The following is a 16,858-nucleotide window of genomic DNA, read 5'->3' on the forward strand; positions in this document are numbered from 1 at the left end:
GGGGCCGGCCCGGGCCGGGGTTGGTGGCGCGGGGGGGGGCCTGTTGTCGACCCCCCTCGGGGGGGGGGGGGTACGCCCCCCCCCGCCGCTGATCACTGCACGGCCCTAATGGCTTCGACCATCGCCTTCAGCTTGTCGTCCTTGACGTGCTTTTCGTAGACCGGTCCCATCGCGTCGATGAAGGGCTGCTTGTCCGGCGTCGTGATCTGCGAACCGGCCGCCTCGACCTTGGCACGCGATTCCTTGACCTTGGCGGCCCACAGCTCACGCTGCTTGGCGACGCTTTCCTTGGCGGCCGCCTTGAAGATCGCCTGGTCTTCCGGCGTCAGCTTGTCCCAGCTCGACTTCGCCATGACAAAAGCTTCCGGCACCATCGTGTGCTCGTCGAGCGAATAGTGCTTGGCGACTTCCGCATGCTTGGCGGTGTCGTAGCTCGGAAAATTGTTCTCCGCGCCGTCGATGACCCCGGTTTCGATCGCCGAATACACCTCGCCATACGGCATCGGCGTCGCGTTGGCGCCGAGTGCGGCCACCATGTCGACGAAGATGTCGGACTGGATGACGCGGAACTTCAAGCCGGCCATATCGGCTACAGTGTTGATCGGCTTCTTCGAATTGTAGAAGGAGCGCGCGCCGCCGTCATAAAAGGCGAGCAGCACCAGCCCGACCTGTTCGAACGCCGCCGCGATCTGGTCGCCGACCGGTCCGTCCATGACCTTGTGCATATGGTCTTCCGAGCGGAAGATGTAGGGCAGCGAGGGAACGGTGGTTTCAGGGATGAGTCCGTTGAACGGCGCCATTGAGACGCGGTTGAGGTCGATCACGCCCGAGCGCACCTGCTCGATCGTGTCCTTTTCCTCGCCGAGCTGCGCGGAATGATAGACATCGACCGAATAGCGGCCGGCCGTGCGCTCCTTCACCAGCTCGCCAAAATATTTGACAGCCTCGACCGTCGGATAGCCGTCCGGGTGCGTGTCGGACGAGCGCAGGACCGTCTGGGCGCTTGCCGTTCCGGCCATCAGTGCGGCGGCCAGTAGCGTAGCTCCCGCCAGTCTAGAAAAATGCAGCATTGGTTCCTCCCGTTTGAACGATGGCGGCAAGCGCCGTTAGAGCCGGTACGCCTTTTTCGCGAGCGTATAGGCAAGTTCCAGCGCCAGCTCGTGCGCCTCGTCCTCGCGGAGCCGGTGCTCGGCGACGAGACGCGCAAGAAAGGCGCAATCGACCCGACGCGCCACGTCGTGGCGAGCCGGGATGGATGGAAAGGCGCGGGTGTCGTCGTTGAAGCCGACGGTGTTGTAGAAGCCGGCAGTCTCGGTGGTCATCTCGCGGAACCGGCGCATGCCCTCCGGGCTGTCGTGGAACCACCAGGCCGGCCCGAGCTTCAGCGCAGGATAGACGCCGGCGAGTGGCGCCAGTTCGCGCGCATAGCTGGTCTCGTCGAGCGTGAACAGGATGATTGCAAGGTCGCGCTCCAGGCCGACGCAGTCGAGCAGCGGCTTCAGCGCCGTCACATAGTCGGTTCTGGTCGGGATATCGAAACCCTTGTCCCTGCCGAACCTCTGGAAGACGGCAGGCGAATGATTGCGCCAGGAGCCGGGATGTATCTGCAGGACCAGCCCGTCGTCGCGGCTCATCTTGGCCATCTCGGTCAGCATCTGGGCGCGAAACAGTTTTCGCTCACGCTCGTCGTCCGAACCCCGGCGGATGCGGTTGAACAGTTCATGCGCGGCAGCATCCGACAGATTGGCGGTCTCTGCCGTCGGATGGCCGTGATCCGACGCGGTCGCGCCAAAACTTTTGAAGAAGGCTCTTCTCTGGCGATGCGCATTGAGATAGCCGGCCCAGCTGCCGGTATCGCAGCCGGTGATGTCGCCGAGTCGATCGAGATTGGCAGAAAAGCCTTCGAAATCGGGATCGACGACGGCGTCCGGCCGGTAGGCGGTGACGACGCGGCCCTCCCAGCCGCTGTCGCGGATCATCTGGTGCCATCTGAGATCGTCGAGCGCGCCTTCGGTCGTCGCGATGACCTCGATGTTGAAGCGCTCGAACAGGGCTCGCGGGCGAAAATTCTCCCACTGCAGCAAGGACGAGATCGAGTCGTAATGGCCGTCGGCGGTTGCGGCCGTCAGCGGCTCTTCGATGCCGAACAGATGGGCAAGCACATGGTCGAACCACAGCCGCGTCGGCGTGCCGCGGAACAGATGATAGTGCTCGGCAAGCGCCGCCAGATCGTTCTGCCGTCGGTCTCCACCGGTGAGCCGTCGAGCGTTGGCACGCCGAGATCCTCGAGCCGGACGCCCTGGCTGAACAACATGCGGAAGATGTAATGGTCCGGCACAACAAGCAATTGCGCTGGATCGGAAAACGCCTCGTTGAGCGCATACCAGCGCGGATCGGTGTGACCGTGCGGGCTGACGATCGGCAGATCCTTGACAGCTGCGTAAAGATCGCGGGCGAACGACAGCGGACGCGCCTCCGACGGAAACAGCAGATCCGGATCGGTCAATGCGGCCACGTCGTTCCTCCAAACCCGGCAATCGGTAGGATCGGAAAGAAATAATGTCAACATACAAAAAATAGATTGTTGTATGATGACTTTAACGCAACGTTAGCCCATTGTGCGGGAACGAAACGGATGTTACGCCGCATTGCCGGCCACGCCCGGCACGAGCTCGATCAGACCCATCGCACGATGACAGACAGACGCCTTTCCAACAGCACGCGGCAGGCATTGCCGGCCTCGGTCGCGGTCCCCGGATACGACCGCAACCGTGTCGTACCCGGCATCGTCCATCTCGGCGTCGGCGCATTCCACCGCGCCCATCAGGCAGCCTATGTCGACGACTGCCTGGAGGCAGGAGAGACGGATTGGGGCATTGTCGGCGTCTCGCTGCGAAGCGCCGACACACGCGACGCGCTGGCGCCGCAGGACGGACTTTACACGCTGGCGGTCAGGAGCAGCGACAGCGAAAGCCTGCGCGTCGTCGGCTCGATCCTGTCGATGCTGGTGGCGCCGGAAGATCCCGGTGCGGTGCTGGCCGCGCTGACTGATCCGCGCACCGCCATCGTCACACTGACGATCACCGAAAAAGCCTATCTCAGGGCGGCGGGTGGCGGACTGGACACAGCCCATCCCGACATCGTCCACGATTTGGCCAACCCGCAAATGCCGCGGACGACGCATGGTTTTCTGGCCGAATCGCTTGCGCGCCGCCGCGTCGCCGGTATCCAGCCATTCACCGTGCTGTGCTGCGACAATCTCCCTGCCAATGGCGCCACGCTGCGCCGGCTGCTGGTCGAATTCGGCGCTTTGCGCGGTACCGATCTCGCCCGCCACATCGCTGACGAGGTGGCATTTCCGTCGAGCATGGTCGATCGCATCGTGCCGGCGACCACCGATGCCGACCGGGCACGGATATCGGGCCAGCTCGGCGTCGTCGACGCCTGGCCTGTCATGACCGAGCCGTTCTGCCAATGGGTGGTCGAAGACGATTTCCCGGCGGGCAGGCCGGCCTGGGAAAGGTTCGGCGTCACCATGGTCGGTGACGTCGGGCCGTTCGAGGACATGAAACTGCGCCTGCTCAACGGCTCGCATTCGGCGATCGCCTATCTTGGCCTGCTCAGCGGCTATGAGACGGTCGACCGCGCCTTCGCCGATCCGGCGATCCGGCAATTCGTCGACGGATTGTGGGCCGAGGCGATCACGACACTGCCGAAAGACGCCGGGCTCGACACGACCGACTACACGGCCCAGCTCGCCAATCGTTATTCGAACACCGCGCTCGCCCATCGGACGGCGCAGATCGCCAATGATGGCAGCCAGAAACTGCCTCAGCGCATCATTGCCTCGGCAATGGAGCGGATGAGTAACGGTGCCCCGCCCGCCTATCTGATGCTGGTGGTGGCCGCCTGGATCGCGGCTTGCGAGGCGCGCGGCAAAGCCTTGCCGGAAAACCACTTCACCGACCCGCTCGACTTGGCTTTGGCCGCACTCGACACTCGGCATCTGTCGGCTGGCGAAGCGGTGGTGGCGGTGTTCGACCTGGCCGGCTTCGCCAAGGGCGGTGCCGAGCGCCTGACGCTGATCGACCTCGCGGCCGCCCATCTCGAACGCCTGCGCCAGGGCGGCGTGGCTGCTGCTTTCACAGCGCTGGGCATTGAGGGCGAAAAGCTCTGAGGCCGGCCTGCAACGCGCCATGCGCGCGGTAGATCGCGAACGGGCTGAGGCACTTACCTTCTCCCCTTGTGGGAGAAGGTGGCCTCGCGAAGCGAGGTCGGATGAGGGGTGCTCCAGCTTGGCGCCGACAGCACTCCGTCCAACACCCCTCTTCCGTCTTGGCGCTGCGCGCCAATCCACCTTCTCCCACAAGGGGAGAAGGCAAGAGAGCGCCCCGCCCTATGCCGGCAAAATCGCGCCTTCGAGTGTGGTGAGCTGGCTAAGGAACTGCTCGGCCTTGCTGCGCGTCTCGTCGTCCTTGGCGTCGGCGACGTCTTCCCTGGCTTCCTGGATACGGCGGGCGAGGTCGGCGCGGTCGATGTCGCCGACGGCTACAGCCGATTCGGCCAGCAGCGTGCAGCCGGCCGGAACAATGTCGGCAAAGCCGCCGAACACGACGTAGCGCTCTGCCTTGCCTTCTGCGGTCTTCACCGTGACGACGCCGGGCTTGATCGTGGTCATGACCGGCGCGTGATGGGCCATGACTGTCATTTCGCCTTCGGCGCCCGGAATGACGACGGATTCAACCTGCTCGGAAACCAGCAGGCGCTCCGGCGAAACCAGTTCGAATTTGAAAGCTTCAGGCATGATCGATTTTAGCGAATAGCGAGTAGTGAGTAGCGAATAGACAAAAACGCTCGGCTCACATCGCCCCTATTCGCTACTCCCTATTCGCTATTCGCTTGATTACGCCGCTTCGGCCGCCAGGCGTTGTGCCTTCTCGACCGCTTCTTCGATGCCGCCGACCATGTAGAAGGCGGCTTCCGGCAGGTGGTCATAGTCGCCGTTGCAGAGACCCTTGAAGCCCTTGATGGTGTCGGCGAGGTCGACCAGCTTGCCCGGCGAACCCGTGAACACTTCGGCGACGAAGAAGGGCTGCGACAGGAAGCGCTCGATCTTGCGGGCGCGGGCCACCGTCTGCTTGTCCTCTTCCGACAGTTCGTCCATGCCCAGGATGGCGATGATATCCTGCAGCGACTTGTAGCGCTGGAGGATCGACTGCACCTGGCGCGCGACCTGGTAGTGCTCCTCGCCGACCACGATGGGGTCGAGCATGCGCGAGGTCGAATCCAGCGGATCGACAGCCGGGTAGATGCCCTTCTCCGAGATCGCACGGTTGAGCACGGTCGTCGCGTCCAGGTGGGCGAACGAGGTCGCCGGCGCCGGGTCGGTCAGATCGTCGGCCGGCACATAGATCGCCTGCACCGAGGTGATCGAGCCCTTGGTCGTCGTGGTGATGCGCTCCTGCAGCGCACCCATGTCGGTGGCCAGCGTCGGCTGGTAGCCCACGGCCGAAGGAATACGGCCGAGCAGCGCCGACACTTCCGAACCCGCCTGCGTGAAGCGGAAAATGTTGTCGACAAAGAACAGCACGTCCTGGCCCTGGTCGCGGAAATATTCGGCAACCGTCAGCCCGGTCAGGCCGACGCGGGCGCGCGCGCCCGGCGGCTCGTTCATCTGGCCAAAGACAAGTGCTGCCTTGGAGCCTTCGCCGCCGCCCTTCTTGTTGACGCCGGACTCGATGAACTCGTGATAGAGATCGTTGCCCTCGCGGGTGCGTTCGCCGACGCCGGCAAACACCGAGAAGCCGCCATGCGCCTTGGCGACGTTGTTGATCAGTTCCTGGATCAGCACCGTCTTGCCGACGCCGGCGCCGCCGAACAGGCCGATCTTGCCGCCACGGGCGTAGGGTGCCAGCAGGTCGAGAACCTTGATGCCGGTAACCAGGATCTGCGCTTCCGTCGACTGCTCGACATAGGACGGCGCCGGTTGGTGGATCGCGCGCATCTCGATGCCATCGACCGGACCTTCCTCGTCGACCGGCTCGCCGATGACGTTGATGATGCGGCCGAGCATGCCCGGGCCGACCGGCACGGTGATCGGCGCTCCGGTGTCATAGACATCCTGGCCGCGGACCAGACCTTCGGTCGAATCCATGGCGATGCAGCGCACGGTGTTCTCGCCAAGATGCTGGGCGACCTCGAGCACCAGGCGGTTGCCGACATTGACCGTCTCCAGCGCGTTCAGGATCGCCGGCAGATGTTCGCCGAACTGCACGTCGACAACGGCGCCGATGACCTGGCGGACCTTGCCGGCAAGGCCGGTTTTCTTGATGGAAACGCTCGGCGCCTTGGATGCGACGGCCTTGGCGGGCGCGACCGCCTTCGTGGCCGGTGCGGCCTTCGCTGCTGCTGCCGGTGCCACTGCCTTCGCGGCGGCCTTCGGAGCCGCCGTCTTGGGGGTCGCTGCTTTCGCCATCGTCTTTACCCTTCTCGTCCTTTGTTTCTCACGCGATCCGCTTGAAGGTCGCTGACCCTCATGGGAGCGCGCCTAGAGCGCCTCGGCGCCCGAAATGATTTCGATCAATTCCTTGGTGATCTGCGCCTGCCGCTGGCGGTTGTAGGTGATCGACAATTTGTTGATCATGTCGCCGGCGTTGCGCGTCGCATTGTCCATGGCGCTCATCTTGGCGCCCATCTCGCCGGCGGCGTTTTCGAGCAGGGCGCGAAAAACCTGGACGGAAATGTTGCGCGGAATGAGATCGGAGAGGATTTCGCCCGGCTCCGGCTCGTATTCATAGACGGCACTGCCGCCGTCCGTCGCTTCGGCGGGAGCGGTAGGCACGCCTGCCGGGATGATCTGCTGGGTTGTCGGGATCTGGCTGATCACCGATTTGAACTGCGAATAAAACAGCGTGCAGATGTCGAAACCGCCCTCGTTGAAGAGCTGGATGACCTTCTTGGCAATGCCATCGGCATTGACGAAGCCCAGCGTCTTCACCTCGCGCAAATCGACACGCTCGAGGATCAGCGCCGCGTAGTCGCGACGCAGGATGTCGAACCCCTTCTTGCCGACGCAGATGATCTTGACCTGCTTGCCGTCGGCCAGAAGCTTGCGGATGTGGTCGCGGGCAAGGCGCGCGATCTGCGAATTGAAGCCGCCGCACAGACCACGCTCGGCGGTGCAGACGACAAGCAGATGCACGTCGTCCTTGCCGGTGCCGGTCATCAGCGCTGGGGCCTCGCCGCCGCCGCCGATCGCCTGGGTGATGTTGGCCAGCACCGCGCCCATGCGCTCCGAATAGGGACGCGCGGCTTCCGCCGCCTCCTGCGCGCGGCGCAGCTTCGCCGCGGCGACCATCTGCATCGCCTTGGTGATCTTCTGCGTCGCCTTGACCGAGGCGATACGGTTACGAAGGTCTTTTAGTGAAGGCATGCTTCAAACCTGATCCCGTCCGACCGGCCTCATTCAAGCAAAGGTCTTGGCGAAGGTGTCGATCTCCGCCTTCAGCTTGGCGCGCAGATCGTCCGACAGTGCCTTCTCCTTGCGGATGCCGTCGAGCACCTCCTTGCCGGCCGAGCGCATGTGGCTGAGCAAACCATGCTCGAATTTGCTGACCTGATCGATTGCCAGCTTGTCGAGATAGCCGTTGACGCCGGCGAAGATCACCGCGACCTGTTCTTCGACCTTGAGCGGCGAGAATTGCGGCTGCTTCAGGAGTTCGGTCAGGCGCGCACCGCGGTTGAGCAGGCGCTGCGTGGCGGCGTCGAGATCGGAGCCGAACTGGGCGAAGGCCGCCATTTCGCGATACTGCGCGAGCTCGCCCTTGATCGAGCCGGCGACCTGCTTCATCGCCTTGATCTGCGCGGAGGAGCCGACGCGCGACACCGACAGGCCAACGTTGACCGCCGGGCGGACGCCCTGGAAGAACAGATTGGTTTCCAGGAAGATCTGGCCGTCGGTGATCGAGATGACGTTGGTCGGGATGTAGGCCGACACGTCGTTGGCCTGGGTCTCGATGATCGGCAGTGCAGTCAGCGAACCACCGCCATTTTCGTCATTGAGCTTGGCGGCCCGCTCCAGAAGGCGCGAGTGCAGGTAGAACACGTCGCCCGGATAGGCTTCACGGCCAGGCGGGCGGCGCAGCAACAGCGACATCTGGCGATAGGCGACCGCCTGCTTCGACAGATCGTCATAGGAGATCAGCGCGTGCATGCCGTTGTCGCGGAAATATTCGCCCATGGTGCAGGCGGTGAACGGCGCCAGGTACTGCATCGGCGCCGGGTCGGACGCGGTGGCGGCAACGATGATCGAATAGTCGAGCGCGCCGCGCTCTTCGAGAACTTTCACGAACTGCGCGACGGTCGAGCGCTTCTGGCCGATGGCGACGTAGACGCAGTAGAGCTTTTCCTTTTCCGGCCCGTGCTCATGCACCGATTTCTGGTTGAGCATCGTGTCGAGGATGATCGCGGTCTTGCCGGTCTGGCGATCGCCGATGACCAGCTCGCGCTGGCCGCGGCCGACCGGGATCAGCGCGTCGATCGCCTTGAGGCCGGTCGACATCGGCTCGTTCACCGATTTGCGCGGAATGATGCCGGGCGCCTTGACGTCGACGCGCTTGCGCTCGGTCGCCTGGATCGGGCCCTTGCCGTCGATCGGGTTGCCGAGCGCATCGACGACGCGGCCGAGCAGGCCCATGCCGACAGGCGTATCGACGATGGCGCCGGTGCGCTTGACGATATCGCCTTCCTTGATGTCGCGGTCGGCGCCGAAGATGACGACGCCGACATTGTCGGCTTCGAGATTGAGCGCCATGCCGCGGATGCCGCCGGGGAACTCGACCATCTCGCCGGCCTGGACATTGTCGAGGCCGTAGACGCGGGCGATGCCGTCACCGACGGACAGAACCTGGCCGACTTCGGAGACCTCGGCCTCCTTGCCGAAATTCTTGATCTGGTCTTTCAGAATTGCGGAAATTTCCGCGGCGCGGATGTCCATCAGCCGACCTCTTTCAGTGCAAGCTTGAGCGAATTGAGTTTGGTTTTGAGCGACGTATCGATCTGGCGCGAGCCAATCTTGACCACCAGCCCGCCGAGCAGCGACGGATCGACGGTCACGGTGATCGCGACATCCTTGCCGGCAACGCTTTTCAGCGCCGCCTTCAGCTCGGTTTGCTGGGCGTCGGTGAGCGCATGCGCCGAGGTCACTTCAGCGGCGGTCTCGCCACGATGCTCGGCGGCGATCTGGCGGAATGCCTTGATCATGCCAGGGATGGCGAACAGACGGCGGTTCTGGGCGACGACGCGCAGGAAATTGCCGGTAAGGCCGGTGATCCCTGCCTTGTCGGCGATCGCCGCAATGGCCTTGGCCTGGTCCTCGCTGGAGAACACCGGGCTATTGATCAGGCGGGTCAGATCAGCACTGCCTTCGAGCATCGCCGCGAAACTGTTGAGGTCGGCCTCGACCTGGGCGACCGAATTCGCCTGGAGCGCGAGTTCAAACAGCGAACCCGCATAGCGCTCTGCGACACCTGAGATTGGCGATGACGATTGGGCCACGGACCGTCTTTTCTCTTGTCTGACAGGCCGCAGATTATTGGCGCGAGCGAAAACTCTGGCTAAATCTTTGACCTTACTGCATTTTTCCAAGCACGAAGACGCGGCTTCCGCTATCCCCGGCCGAAAGTCGATTGCCGTCTAGCACAGGCATTTTAAGACCGCAATGCGTCGCCCGGCATGGTTTTCAGGCACTATTGTCGCATCCGGCGGCGCAGTTCGACCGCCGGTCCCGAATTAGCCTTTGATTCAAGGCACAAAGCCGAAGGCGAAGGCAAGCGGCAGCGCCGCCAGCACCAGTTCCACCACGATGGAAACCCAGTTGAATGGCGTATTGGCGCCATCCGACATCATCGACAGCAGGCGGCCGAAGGCGGTGAACAGCCAGGAAAAGCCAAGCGCCATGTAGAGCAGCGGTTGCGCCAGCAGAATGCAGCACAGGCCGACGCCGAGATAAAAGCCTGACATCCTGCCGCGCCCTTCGGCGATCGCCGCCGCCTTCTCGGGCTTGACCTGCAGTCTGAGAATCCGGAAGCCCAGCCCCGGCGCCAGGAACAGCAGCAGGCCCAGCAGCAAGGTCACGACCGCGCTCGACCACGCCAGCCACTCGCCCTGGCTCATCGGCCACGGAAACGCAAATTCCATACTGTCCCCTCGCAAATGGCTGTTTCGAAATTTCGGGCATTCTAGCGAAGCAAGAGCCATGCGCCAGATGCGCGTCGGCGAATTGCGCAAAGCGCATCAGCCCAGCGCGAATCCGACCGCCGCCCCGGTATGGATGCGCGTTGTACCAAGCGCTTCATGACGGGCTATTCCTCCGCTATGGAACGCTATGCATTATGACCACATGAGACCACACAGGGAGTGAGGCGCTCGAGGTGTGGTGCTGGAATATATTGCAAGACCCGCGTGCGGCCGACTAGACTAACTCCAAACGCCTCACAAAAAGCTCTGCGGGTCGATGTCGACCTGCACGCGCACCGAGCCCCGCAGCTTCGGTCCCTCGGCCAGCATGGCGCGAATGAACCCCTGCATGTCGGCGCGCCGCTCGCCCTGGATCAGCAGGCGAAAGCGATGGCGGCCGCCGATCAGCGACAGCGGCGCCTCGGCCGGGCCGAGCACGAACAGATCGGCGGCCTGAGGTGCGGCGCGCCGCAAACCCCGCGCATGGCCCTCCGCTTCCGCCCGCGTCGCCGCACTGACGATGACGCCGGCGAGCCGGCCGAAAGGCGGCAGCACCGCCCGCTCGCGCTCGGCGATCTCGCGCTCGTAAAAAGCCTCGGCGTCGCCGGAGACGATCGCCCGCATGACCGGGTGGTCGGGCTGGAAGGTCTGCAACAGGCCAAGGCTCTTCTTGCCGGTGCGGCCGGCGCGGCCAGTGACCTGGCTGAGCAGCTGGAAGGTGCGCTCGGCGGCGCGCGGATCGCCATTGGCCAGGCCGAGGTCGGCGTCGACCACGCCGACCAGCGTCATGTTGGGGAAATTGTGGCCCTTGGCGACGAGCTGCGTGCCGATGACGATGTCGGCCTCGCCATTTGCGATGGCTTCAAGCTCCAGCCTCAGCCGCCGCACGCCGCCCATCAGGTCGGACGACAGGACGATGGTGCGGGCGTCGGGGAAATGCGCGACGACCTCTTCGGCGATGCGCTCGACGCCCGGCCCGCAGGCGACCAGATGGTCGAGCGTGCCGCATTCCGGGCAGGCCTCGGGCCGCCGCTCATTGTGCCCGCAATGGTGGCAGACGAGCTGGCCGCGAAAGCGGTGCTCGACCAGCCAGGCCGAGCAGACCGGGCAACCGAAGCGATGGCCGCAGACCCGGCACAGCGTCAGCGGCGCATAGCCGCGCCGGTTGAGGAACAGCAGCGACTGTTCCTTCTTCTCCAGTGTCTGGCGCATATGGCCAAGCAGCACCGGCGACAGGAAGCCGCCGCGTGCCGGCGGGGCGCGGCGCATGTCGATCGTCTTCAGGTCGGGAAGCGCCGCCTCGGCAAAGCGCGCCGAAAGCACCGCCCTGCTATAGCGGCCTTGGCTCGCATTGACCCGGCTTTCGACCGACGGTGTCGCCGAGGCGAGCACGACCGGAAAGCCGCCGATGTGGCCGCGCACCACCGCCATGTCGCGGGCATTGTAGAAGACGCGGTCTTCCTGCTTGTAGGCGGGGTCGTGCTCCTCGTCGACGACGATCAGCCCAAGCTCCCTGAACGGCAAAAACAGCGCCGAACGCGCGCCGGCAACGACGCGCACGCCACCTTCCGCCACCTGCCGCCAGACACGCTCGCGCATCCTTGGCGGCAGGTCCGAATGCCATTCGGCCGGCTTGGCGCCGAACCGTTCCTGGAAGCGCTCGAGGAAGGCGTGGGTCAGCGCAATCTCCGGCAGCAGGATCAGCACCTGCTTGCCGCGGTCGAGCGCCGCCGACACCGCCTCGAAATAGACCTCGGTCTTGCCCGATCCGGTCACCCCGTCGAGCAGCGTTACGCCGAATGCACCGGCCGCGACATTGCTGCGCAGCATCTCGGCCGCATCGTGCTGGTCCGGCATCAGCGAAGGCTGGGCGTAATTCGGATCGGGAGCTGCGACCACCGGTCGCGGCGGGATCATGACGGTCTCGAACACGCCTTGCGCCTTCAGCCCGTCGATGACCGTCGACGACACGCCGGCCGCATGCGCCAGCCCGGACCGCGTCCAGGCGAGCCCGCCTTCGGCTGTCTCCAGCACGCGCATCCTCGCATCCGTCACACGGTCGGGTCTGGCCAAGGTGCGTTGCAGGCCTTCGATCCACGGTTCCGGGTCGAAGGCCTCCGGCGCCCGCAGCAGCATGCGCGCCACCATGCCGGGCGGCGACAGCGTGTATTGCGCGATCCAGTCGACGAAGCGGCGCATGGCGCGGTCGATCGGCGGGCAGTCGAAGACCTGCTCGATCGAGCGCAGTTTTTTGGCATCGACCTTTTCGACGGCGCCGTCCCAGACGATGCCGGCAACCTGGCGGGGACCGAGCGGCACGCGCACGATCGAGCCCGGCACCACGCGCATGCCGGCGGGCACGGCATAGGTGTAGGGCCGCTCGGCGGGCATCGGCACCAGCACCGGTGCGGCCGCGACAAAGGGCGAATCTTCGATCATGAGGCGTGACCTTGCCCCGACTTTCGTCTAGATCAAAGTCCGACCCCAAAGTGCATGACATGCACTAGAGCGACGTGCGTCCATCCGGACGCACAAAGTACGCTCTAGAACTTTAAACCTCGCATCGTGCTTCCGAAAATCGATTCGATTTTCAGGCCGATGCGATAAAAATCTTCAGGAGACCGTCATGAAATTTTTTGTCGACACCGCCGATGTCAAGGAAATCCGTGAACTGAACGATTTGGGGCTGCTCGACGGCGTTACCACCAATCCTTCGCTGATCCTCAAATCCGGCGGCAAGATCGCCGACGTCACCAGAGCGATCTGCGAGATCGTCAAGGGCCCGGTCTCGGCCGAAGTCGTCGCCACCGAATACAAGGACATGATGGCCGAGGCCAAGATCCTGGCCAGGATCGCCGACAACGTCTGCATCAAGGTGCCGCTGACGCTCGACGGCCTGAGGGCCTGCAAGGACATCCGCTCGGACGGCCGCATGGTCAATGTCACGCTGTGCTTTTCGGCCACCCAGGCGCTGCTCGCCGCCAAGGCCGGCGCCTCCTTCATCTCGCCCTTCGTCGGCCGCATCGACGACAGCGGCTGGGACGGCATGGAACTGATTGCCGATATCCGCACCATCTACGACAATTATGATTTCCAGACCGAGATCCTGACCGCCTCGGTGCGCACGGTGAACCACGTCAAGCAGGCCGCACTGATCGGCGCCGACGTCATCACCGCGCCGCCGGCGACGCTGAAGGCGCTGGTCAAGCACCCGCTGACCGACAAGGGCCTGGAGCAGTTCCTCGCCGACTGGGCCAAGACCGGCCAGAAAATCGGCTGAAATCAAGGAGATCGGCTTAAATCAAGACGCGTAAAAAAGGCCGAGCAATCGGCCTTTTTTTGCGCCAGCGATCAGGTCTCGGCGGTAGCCGGAACGTCTTGATCCAGGCCGAACGGCGCTAACCCGCCACCGTCTTGCCGTGCTTGACCAGAGCCTGGGCGATCGACAGGCGCAGCAGGTCCGCCAGCTCGCGCGCCGCGCGGTTCTCGGCGTCGATTTGCGCCCGGTAGGAGGCAAACTCCTGACGCGGCCTGTCGAAGGACGACGCTATCGAGCGCTTGCCGGTCGCGATGGTCTTGCCGGTCCTGGCGTCGGTCAGGAGATAATTCGCGGTCAGTGTCACCGTGCCCGCCGTTGGCTCGTCGTCATCGGTCGTGATCTGCACGGTTGCAGCGGATTCAACAAGTTCGGTAACGCCGAGATCGAGCGAATAGGCGGGGGACGCCGGCTCGCCCGCACCCTGGCCGAGCGCGAAGATCAGATTGTTGCGGACCTGCTGGGCGTAACGGGTGTTGACCGGTTTGACCGAGATGGACCCGAGTTCGGCGGCAGCCCCGACTTGCGAGCCGGCCGACAGCGGCGCGCTCGAATAGAGCGGGCGCACCGTGCAGGCCGAAACCAGCGCAACCGAAGCGACCAGGCCATACAGCGTTATACGGCGCAGCAAATGCGTCACTTCTGTCTTCCTCGGATCAGGCAACGACATTGACGATCCTCTGCGGGACGATGATCACCTTGCGCGGTGCCCTACCTTCAAGCGCTTTCTGCACGAAGTCGAGAGCCAGAACCGCTTTTTCGACGGCACCTTGGTCCGCGTCGCGGGCAATTGTCAAATCGCCGCGCTTCTTGCCGTTGACCTGAACCGGCAGCACGATCTCGCTGTCGACGACAAGCGCCGGATCATAGACGGGCCAAGGCCGTTCGGCGACCATATCGGTACCGCCGAGCGTCTGCCAGCATTCCTCGGCCAAATGCGGCATGACCGGCGCAATCAGATGGACGAGGATGTCGACGGCCTGCCGGCAGGCAGCCTTGAGCGCCGGATCGGCCTTGCCTTCGGCCGCCTCGTTGAGCGGCGTGGTGAGCGCATTGGCGAGCTCGTAGATGCGGGCAATGGCGCGGTTGAAGGCGAGCTTTTCAATATCCTCGCCGACCGATTTCAACGCCTTGTGCGCGGCCTTGGAAACAGTCCCTGCCTCGCCCTCCTTCGCCGCTGCCGGTCGGATTCCGGCGAGCGATTCGGCAGCCGTCGACACCAGGCGCCAGATACGCTGGATGAAGCGGTGCGCGCCGGCGGCACCCTCGTCGGTCCATTCGACGTCACGCTCGGGCGGCGAGTCCGACAGCATGAACCAGCGCGCGGTGTCGGCGCCATAGCCGTCGGTGATCTCTTCCGGGCTCACTGTGTTCTTCTTCGACTTCGACATTTTTTCGAGCGGGCCGATCACCGCCTCTTCGCCGGTCGCGATTTCGATGGCGCGGCGCTTGCCGTCGACGTCTTCCAGCCGCACCTCGCTGGGCGCAACCCAGCGGCTGTTCGATCCACTGCCGACCCGATAGGTCTCGTGCACCACCATGCCTTGCGTGAACAGGCCCCTGAACGGCTCGGCGAGGTCGACATGGCCGGTCTCGCGCATGGCGCGGGTGAAGAAGCGCGAATAGAGCAGGTGCAAAATAGCGTGCTCGATGCCGCCAATATACTGGTCCACCGGCAGCCATTCGGTAGCTGCCTTGGGATCGGTCGGATCGTTGGCCCAGGGCGCGGTGAAGCGCGCGAAATACCAGGACGAATCGACGAACGTGTCCATCGTGTCGGTTTCGCGGCGTGCATCCTTGCCGCATTGCGGGCATTTGACGTGCCGCCAGGTCGGATGGCGGTCGAGCGGATTGCCCGGCCGGTCGAACTCGATGTCGTCGGGAAGCTTGACCGGCAGGTCCGCCTTCGGCACCGGCACGACGCCGCAATCCTCGCAATGGATCATCGGGATCGGGCAGCCCCAGTAGCGCTGGCGCGAAATGCCCCAGTCGCGCAGGCGGAAGTTGACCTTGCGCTCGGCCATCGGCCGGTTGCCGACGGTCTTTTGTTCCAGCAGCTTGGCCACTTCGTCGAACGCCTGATCAGGCTTCATGCCGTCGAGGAAGCGCGAATTGATCATCACGCCGTCGCCGACATAGGCCTCGTCGATGATCTGGAAGTTTCCCTGGATCTCGCCTTCTGGCATCACCACCGGAATGACCGGCAGGCCATATCTGTTAGCGAAGTCGAGGTCGCGCTGGTCACCGGACGGGCAACCGAATATGGCGCCGGTGCCGTACTCCATCAGCACGAAATTGGCGACATAGACAGGCAGCGTCCAGTTCGCGTCGAACGGATGGACGACTCGTATACCGGTATCCATGCCCTTTTTTTCGGCCGTTTCCAGCGCCGCCACCGAAGTGCCCATGTGGCGAACCTCGTCGATGAACTTGGCCAGCGCCGGATTGTTTTCGGCCGCCTTCTTGGCCAGCGGATGGTCAACTGCGACCGCCATGAAGGAGGCGCCGAAGATGGTGTCGGGTCGCGTCGTGTAGACCTCCAGCTCATCTTCGCCGTCAACTGGAGTGGCCAGCGGCCAGCGGATCAGCAGGCCTTCCGAACGGCCGATCCAGTTCGCCTGCATCAGCTTCACTTTTTCCGGCCATTCGTCGAGGCCTTCCAGCGAGTCCAGCAGGTCCTGCGCATAGTCGGTGATCTTGAAGAACCACTGCGTCAGTTCGCGCTGTTCGACCAGCGCACCGGAGCGCCAGCCGCGTCCGTCGATGACCTGCTCGTTGGCAAGCACCGTCATGTCCTCCGGATCCCAGTTGACCTTGGAGGATTTGCGCGTCACCAGCCCCTTCTCGACGAAATCGAGGAACAGCATCTGCTGGCGGTGGTAGTAGTCGACATCGCAGGTGGCGAATTCGCGCGCCCAGTCGAGCGACAGGCCCATGACCTTGAGCTGCTCGCGCATGGCGGCGATGTTCTGATAGGTCCAGTCCTTGGGATGGACCTTGTTCTGCATCGCCGCGTTCTCGGCCGGCATGCCGAAGGCGTCCCAGCCCATCGGGTGCAGCACGTTGAAACCCTTGGCCCGCTTGTAGCGCGCCACCACGTCGCCCATCGTGTAGTTGCGGGTATGGCCGATATGGATGCGCCCCGACGGATACGGAAACATCTCGAGCACGTAGTATTTCGGACGCGGGTCGTCGTTGTCAGCCTCGAACAGCTTCTTGGCGTCCCAGGCCTTCTGCCATTTGGGCTCTGATGCGCGCGGATTGTATCGTTCGGTTGCCATTGGGTGTTTTTCACTTAAAAAGCAT

Annotated in this window: 12 protein-coding genes and 1 pseudogene; 2 read left to right on the forward strand and 11 right to left on the reverse strand. The window is 63.9% G+C overall.

Going from position 1 to position 16,858, the window contains the following annotated elements; translation table 11 throughout:
- Positions 1–92: 92 nt before the first annotated feature.
- Together AC0L15_RS23800 and uxaC are read right to left on the reverse strand one after the other, a co-directional pair.
- A complete protein-coding gene (locus AC0L15_RS23800; RefSeq protein ID WP_287050659.1) occupies positions 93–1,070 on the reverse strand; it encodes a TRAP transporter substrate-binding protein in 978 nt (325 codons plus the stop codon).
- 36 nt (positions 1,071–1,106) lie between these two features.
- Positions 1,107–2,515 (reverse strand): annotated as a pseudogene (uxaC, locus tag AC0L15_RS23805) (glucuronate isomerase).
- A gap of 177 nt (positions 2,516–2,692) precedes the next feature.
- On the opposite strand from uxaC, the gene AC0L15_RS23810 reads away from it, so the two are divergent.
- A complete protein-coding gene (locus AC0L15_RS23810) occupies positions 2,693–4,177 on the forward strand; it encodes a mannitol dehydrogenase family protein (protein ID WP_287247188.1) in 1,485 nt (494 codons plus the stop codon).
- A gap of 219 nt (positions 4,178–4,396) precedes the next feature.
- On the opposite strand, the gene AC0L15_RS23815 is transcribed toward AC0L15_RS23810, so the two are convergent.
- The 7 genes from AC0L15_RS23815 to AC0L15_RS23845 form a co-directional block, all read right to left on the reverse strand.
- Positions 4,397–4,804, reverse strand: coding sequence for a F0F1 ATP synthase subunit epsilon (locus AC0L15_RS23815; RefSeq protein ID WP_027154563.1), 408 nt, complete (start codon positions 4,802–4,804; stop codon positions 4,397–4,399).
- A 99-nt stretch (positions 4,805–4,903) separates the two neighbouring features.
- Positions 4,904–6,475, reverse strand: a complete 1,572-nt coding sequence (gene atpD, locus AC0L15_RS23820; RefSeq protein ID WP_287247005.1) for a F0F1 ATP synthase subunit beta — start codon at positions 6,473–6,475, stop codon at positions 4,904–4,906.
- Positions 6,476–6,547: 72 nt separating this feature from the next.
- Complete coding sequence (locus AC0L15_RS23825) at positions 6,548–7,432, reverse strand: F0F1 ATP synthase subunit gamma (protein ID WP_287247004.1); 885 nt, start codon at positions 7,430–7,432, stop codon at positions 6,548–6,550.
- A gap of 33 nt (positions 7,433–7,465) precedes the next feature.
- A complete protein-coding gene (gene atpA, locus AC0L15_RS23830) occupies positions 7,466–8,995 on the reverse strand; it encodes a F0F1 ATP synthase subunit alpha (protein WP_287247003.1) in 1,530 nt (509 codons plus the stop codon).
- Positions 8,995–9,555: a F0F1 ATP synthase subunit delta gene (locus tag AC0L15_RS23835; protein ID WP_077380756.1), complete on the reverse strand. Its 561-nt coding sequence runs from the start codon at positions 9,553–9,555 to the stop codon at positions 8,995–8,997. Before AC0L15_RS23835 ends, atpA begins: the two co-directional genes overlap by 1 nt.
- Positions 9,556–9,801: 246 nt before the next feature.
- Complete coding sequence (locus AC0L15_RS23840) at positions 9,802–10,197, reverse strand: AGROH133_08824 family phage infection protein (RefSeq protein WP_287247001.1); 396 nt, start codon at positions 10,195–10,197, stop codon at positions 9,802–9,804.
- Positions 10,198–10,491: 294 nt separating this feature from the next.
- On the reverse strand, positions 10,492–12,675 hold the full coding sequence (locus AC0L15_RS23845) for a primosomal protein N' (RefSeq protein WP_287247000.1): 2,184 nt from the start codon (positions 12,673–12,675) through the stop codon (positions 10,492–10,494).
- Positions 12,676–12,862: 187 nt separating this feature from the next.
- On the opposite strand from AC0L15_RS23845, the gene fsa reads away from it, so the two are divergent.
- Complete coding sequence (gene fsa / locus AC0L15_RS23850) at positions 12,863–13,516, forward strand: fructose-6-phosphate aldolase (protein WP_287246999.1); 654 nt, start codon at positions 12,863–12,865, stop codon at positions 13,514–13,516.
- Positions 13,517–13,634: 118 nt separating this feature from the next.
- Here fsa and AC0L15_RS23855 read toward each other — a convergent pair whose 3' ends face one another.
- The gene (locus AC0L15_RS23855; RefSeq protein WP_287246998.1) at positions 13,635–14,222 is read right to left on the reverse strand and encodes an LPS assembly lipoprotein LptE; all 588 of its coding nucleotides are present in this window, start codon (positions 14,220–14,222) and stop codon (positions 13,635–13,637) included.
- Positions 14,209–16,833 (reverse strand): leucine--tRNA ligase, encoded by a 2,625-nt coding sequence (leuS, locus tag AC0L15_RS23860; protein WP_287246997.1) that lies wholly within the window; start codon positions 16,831–16,833, stop codon positions 14,209–14,211. The genes AC0L15_RS23855 and leuS overlap by 14 nt, the downstream gene beginning before the upstream one ends.
- Positions 16,834–16,858 lie beyond the last annotated feature (25 nt).

It is taken from the genome of Mesorhizobium sp. WSM4846 (assembly GCF_055811415.1).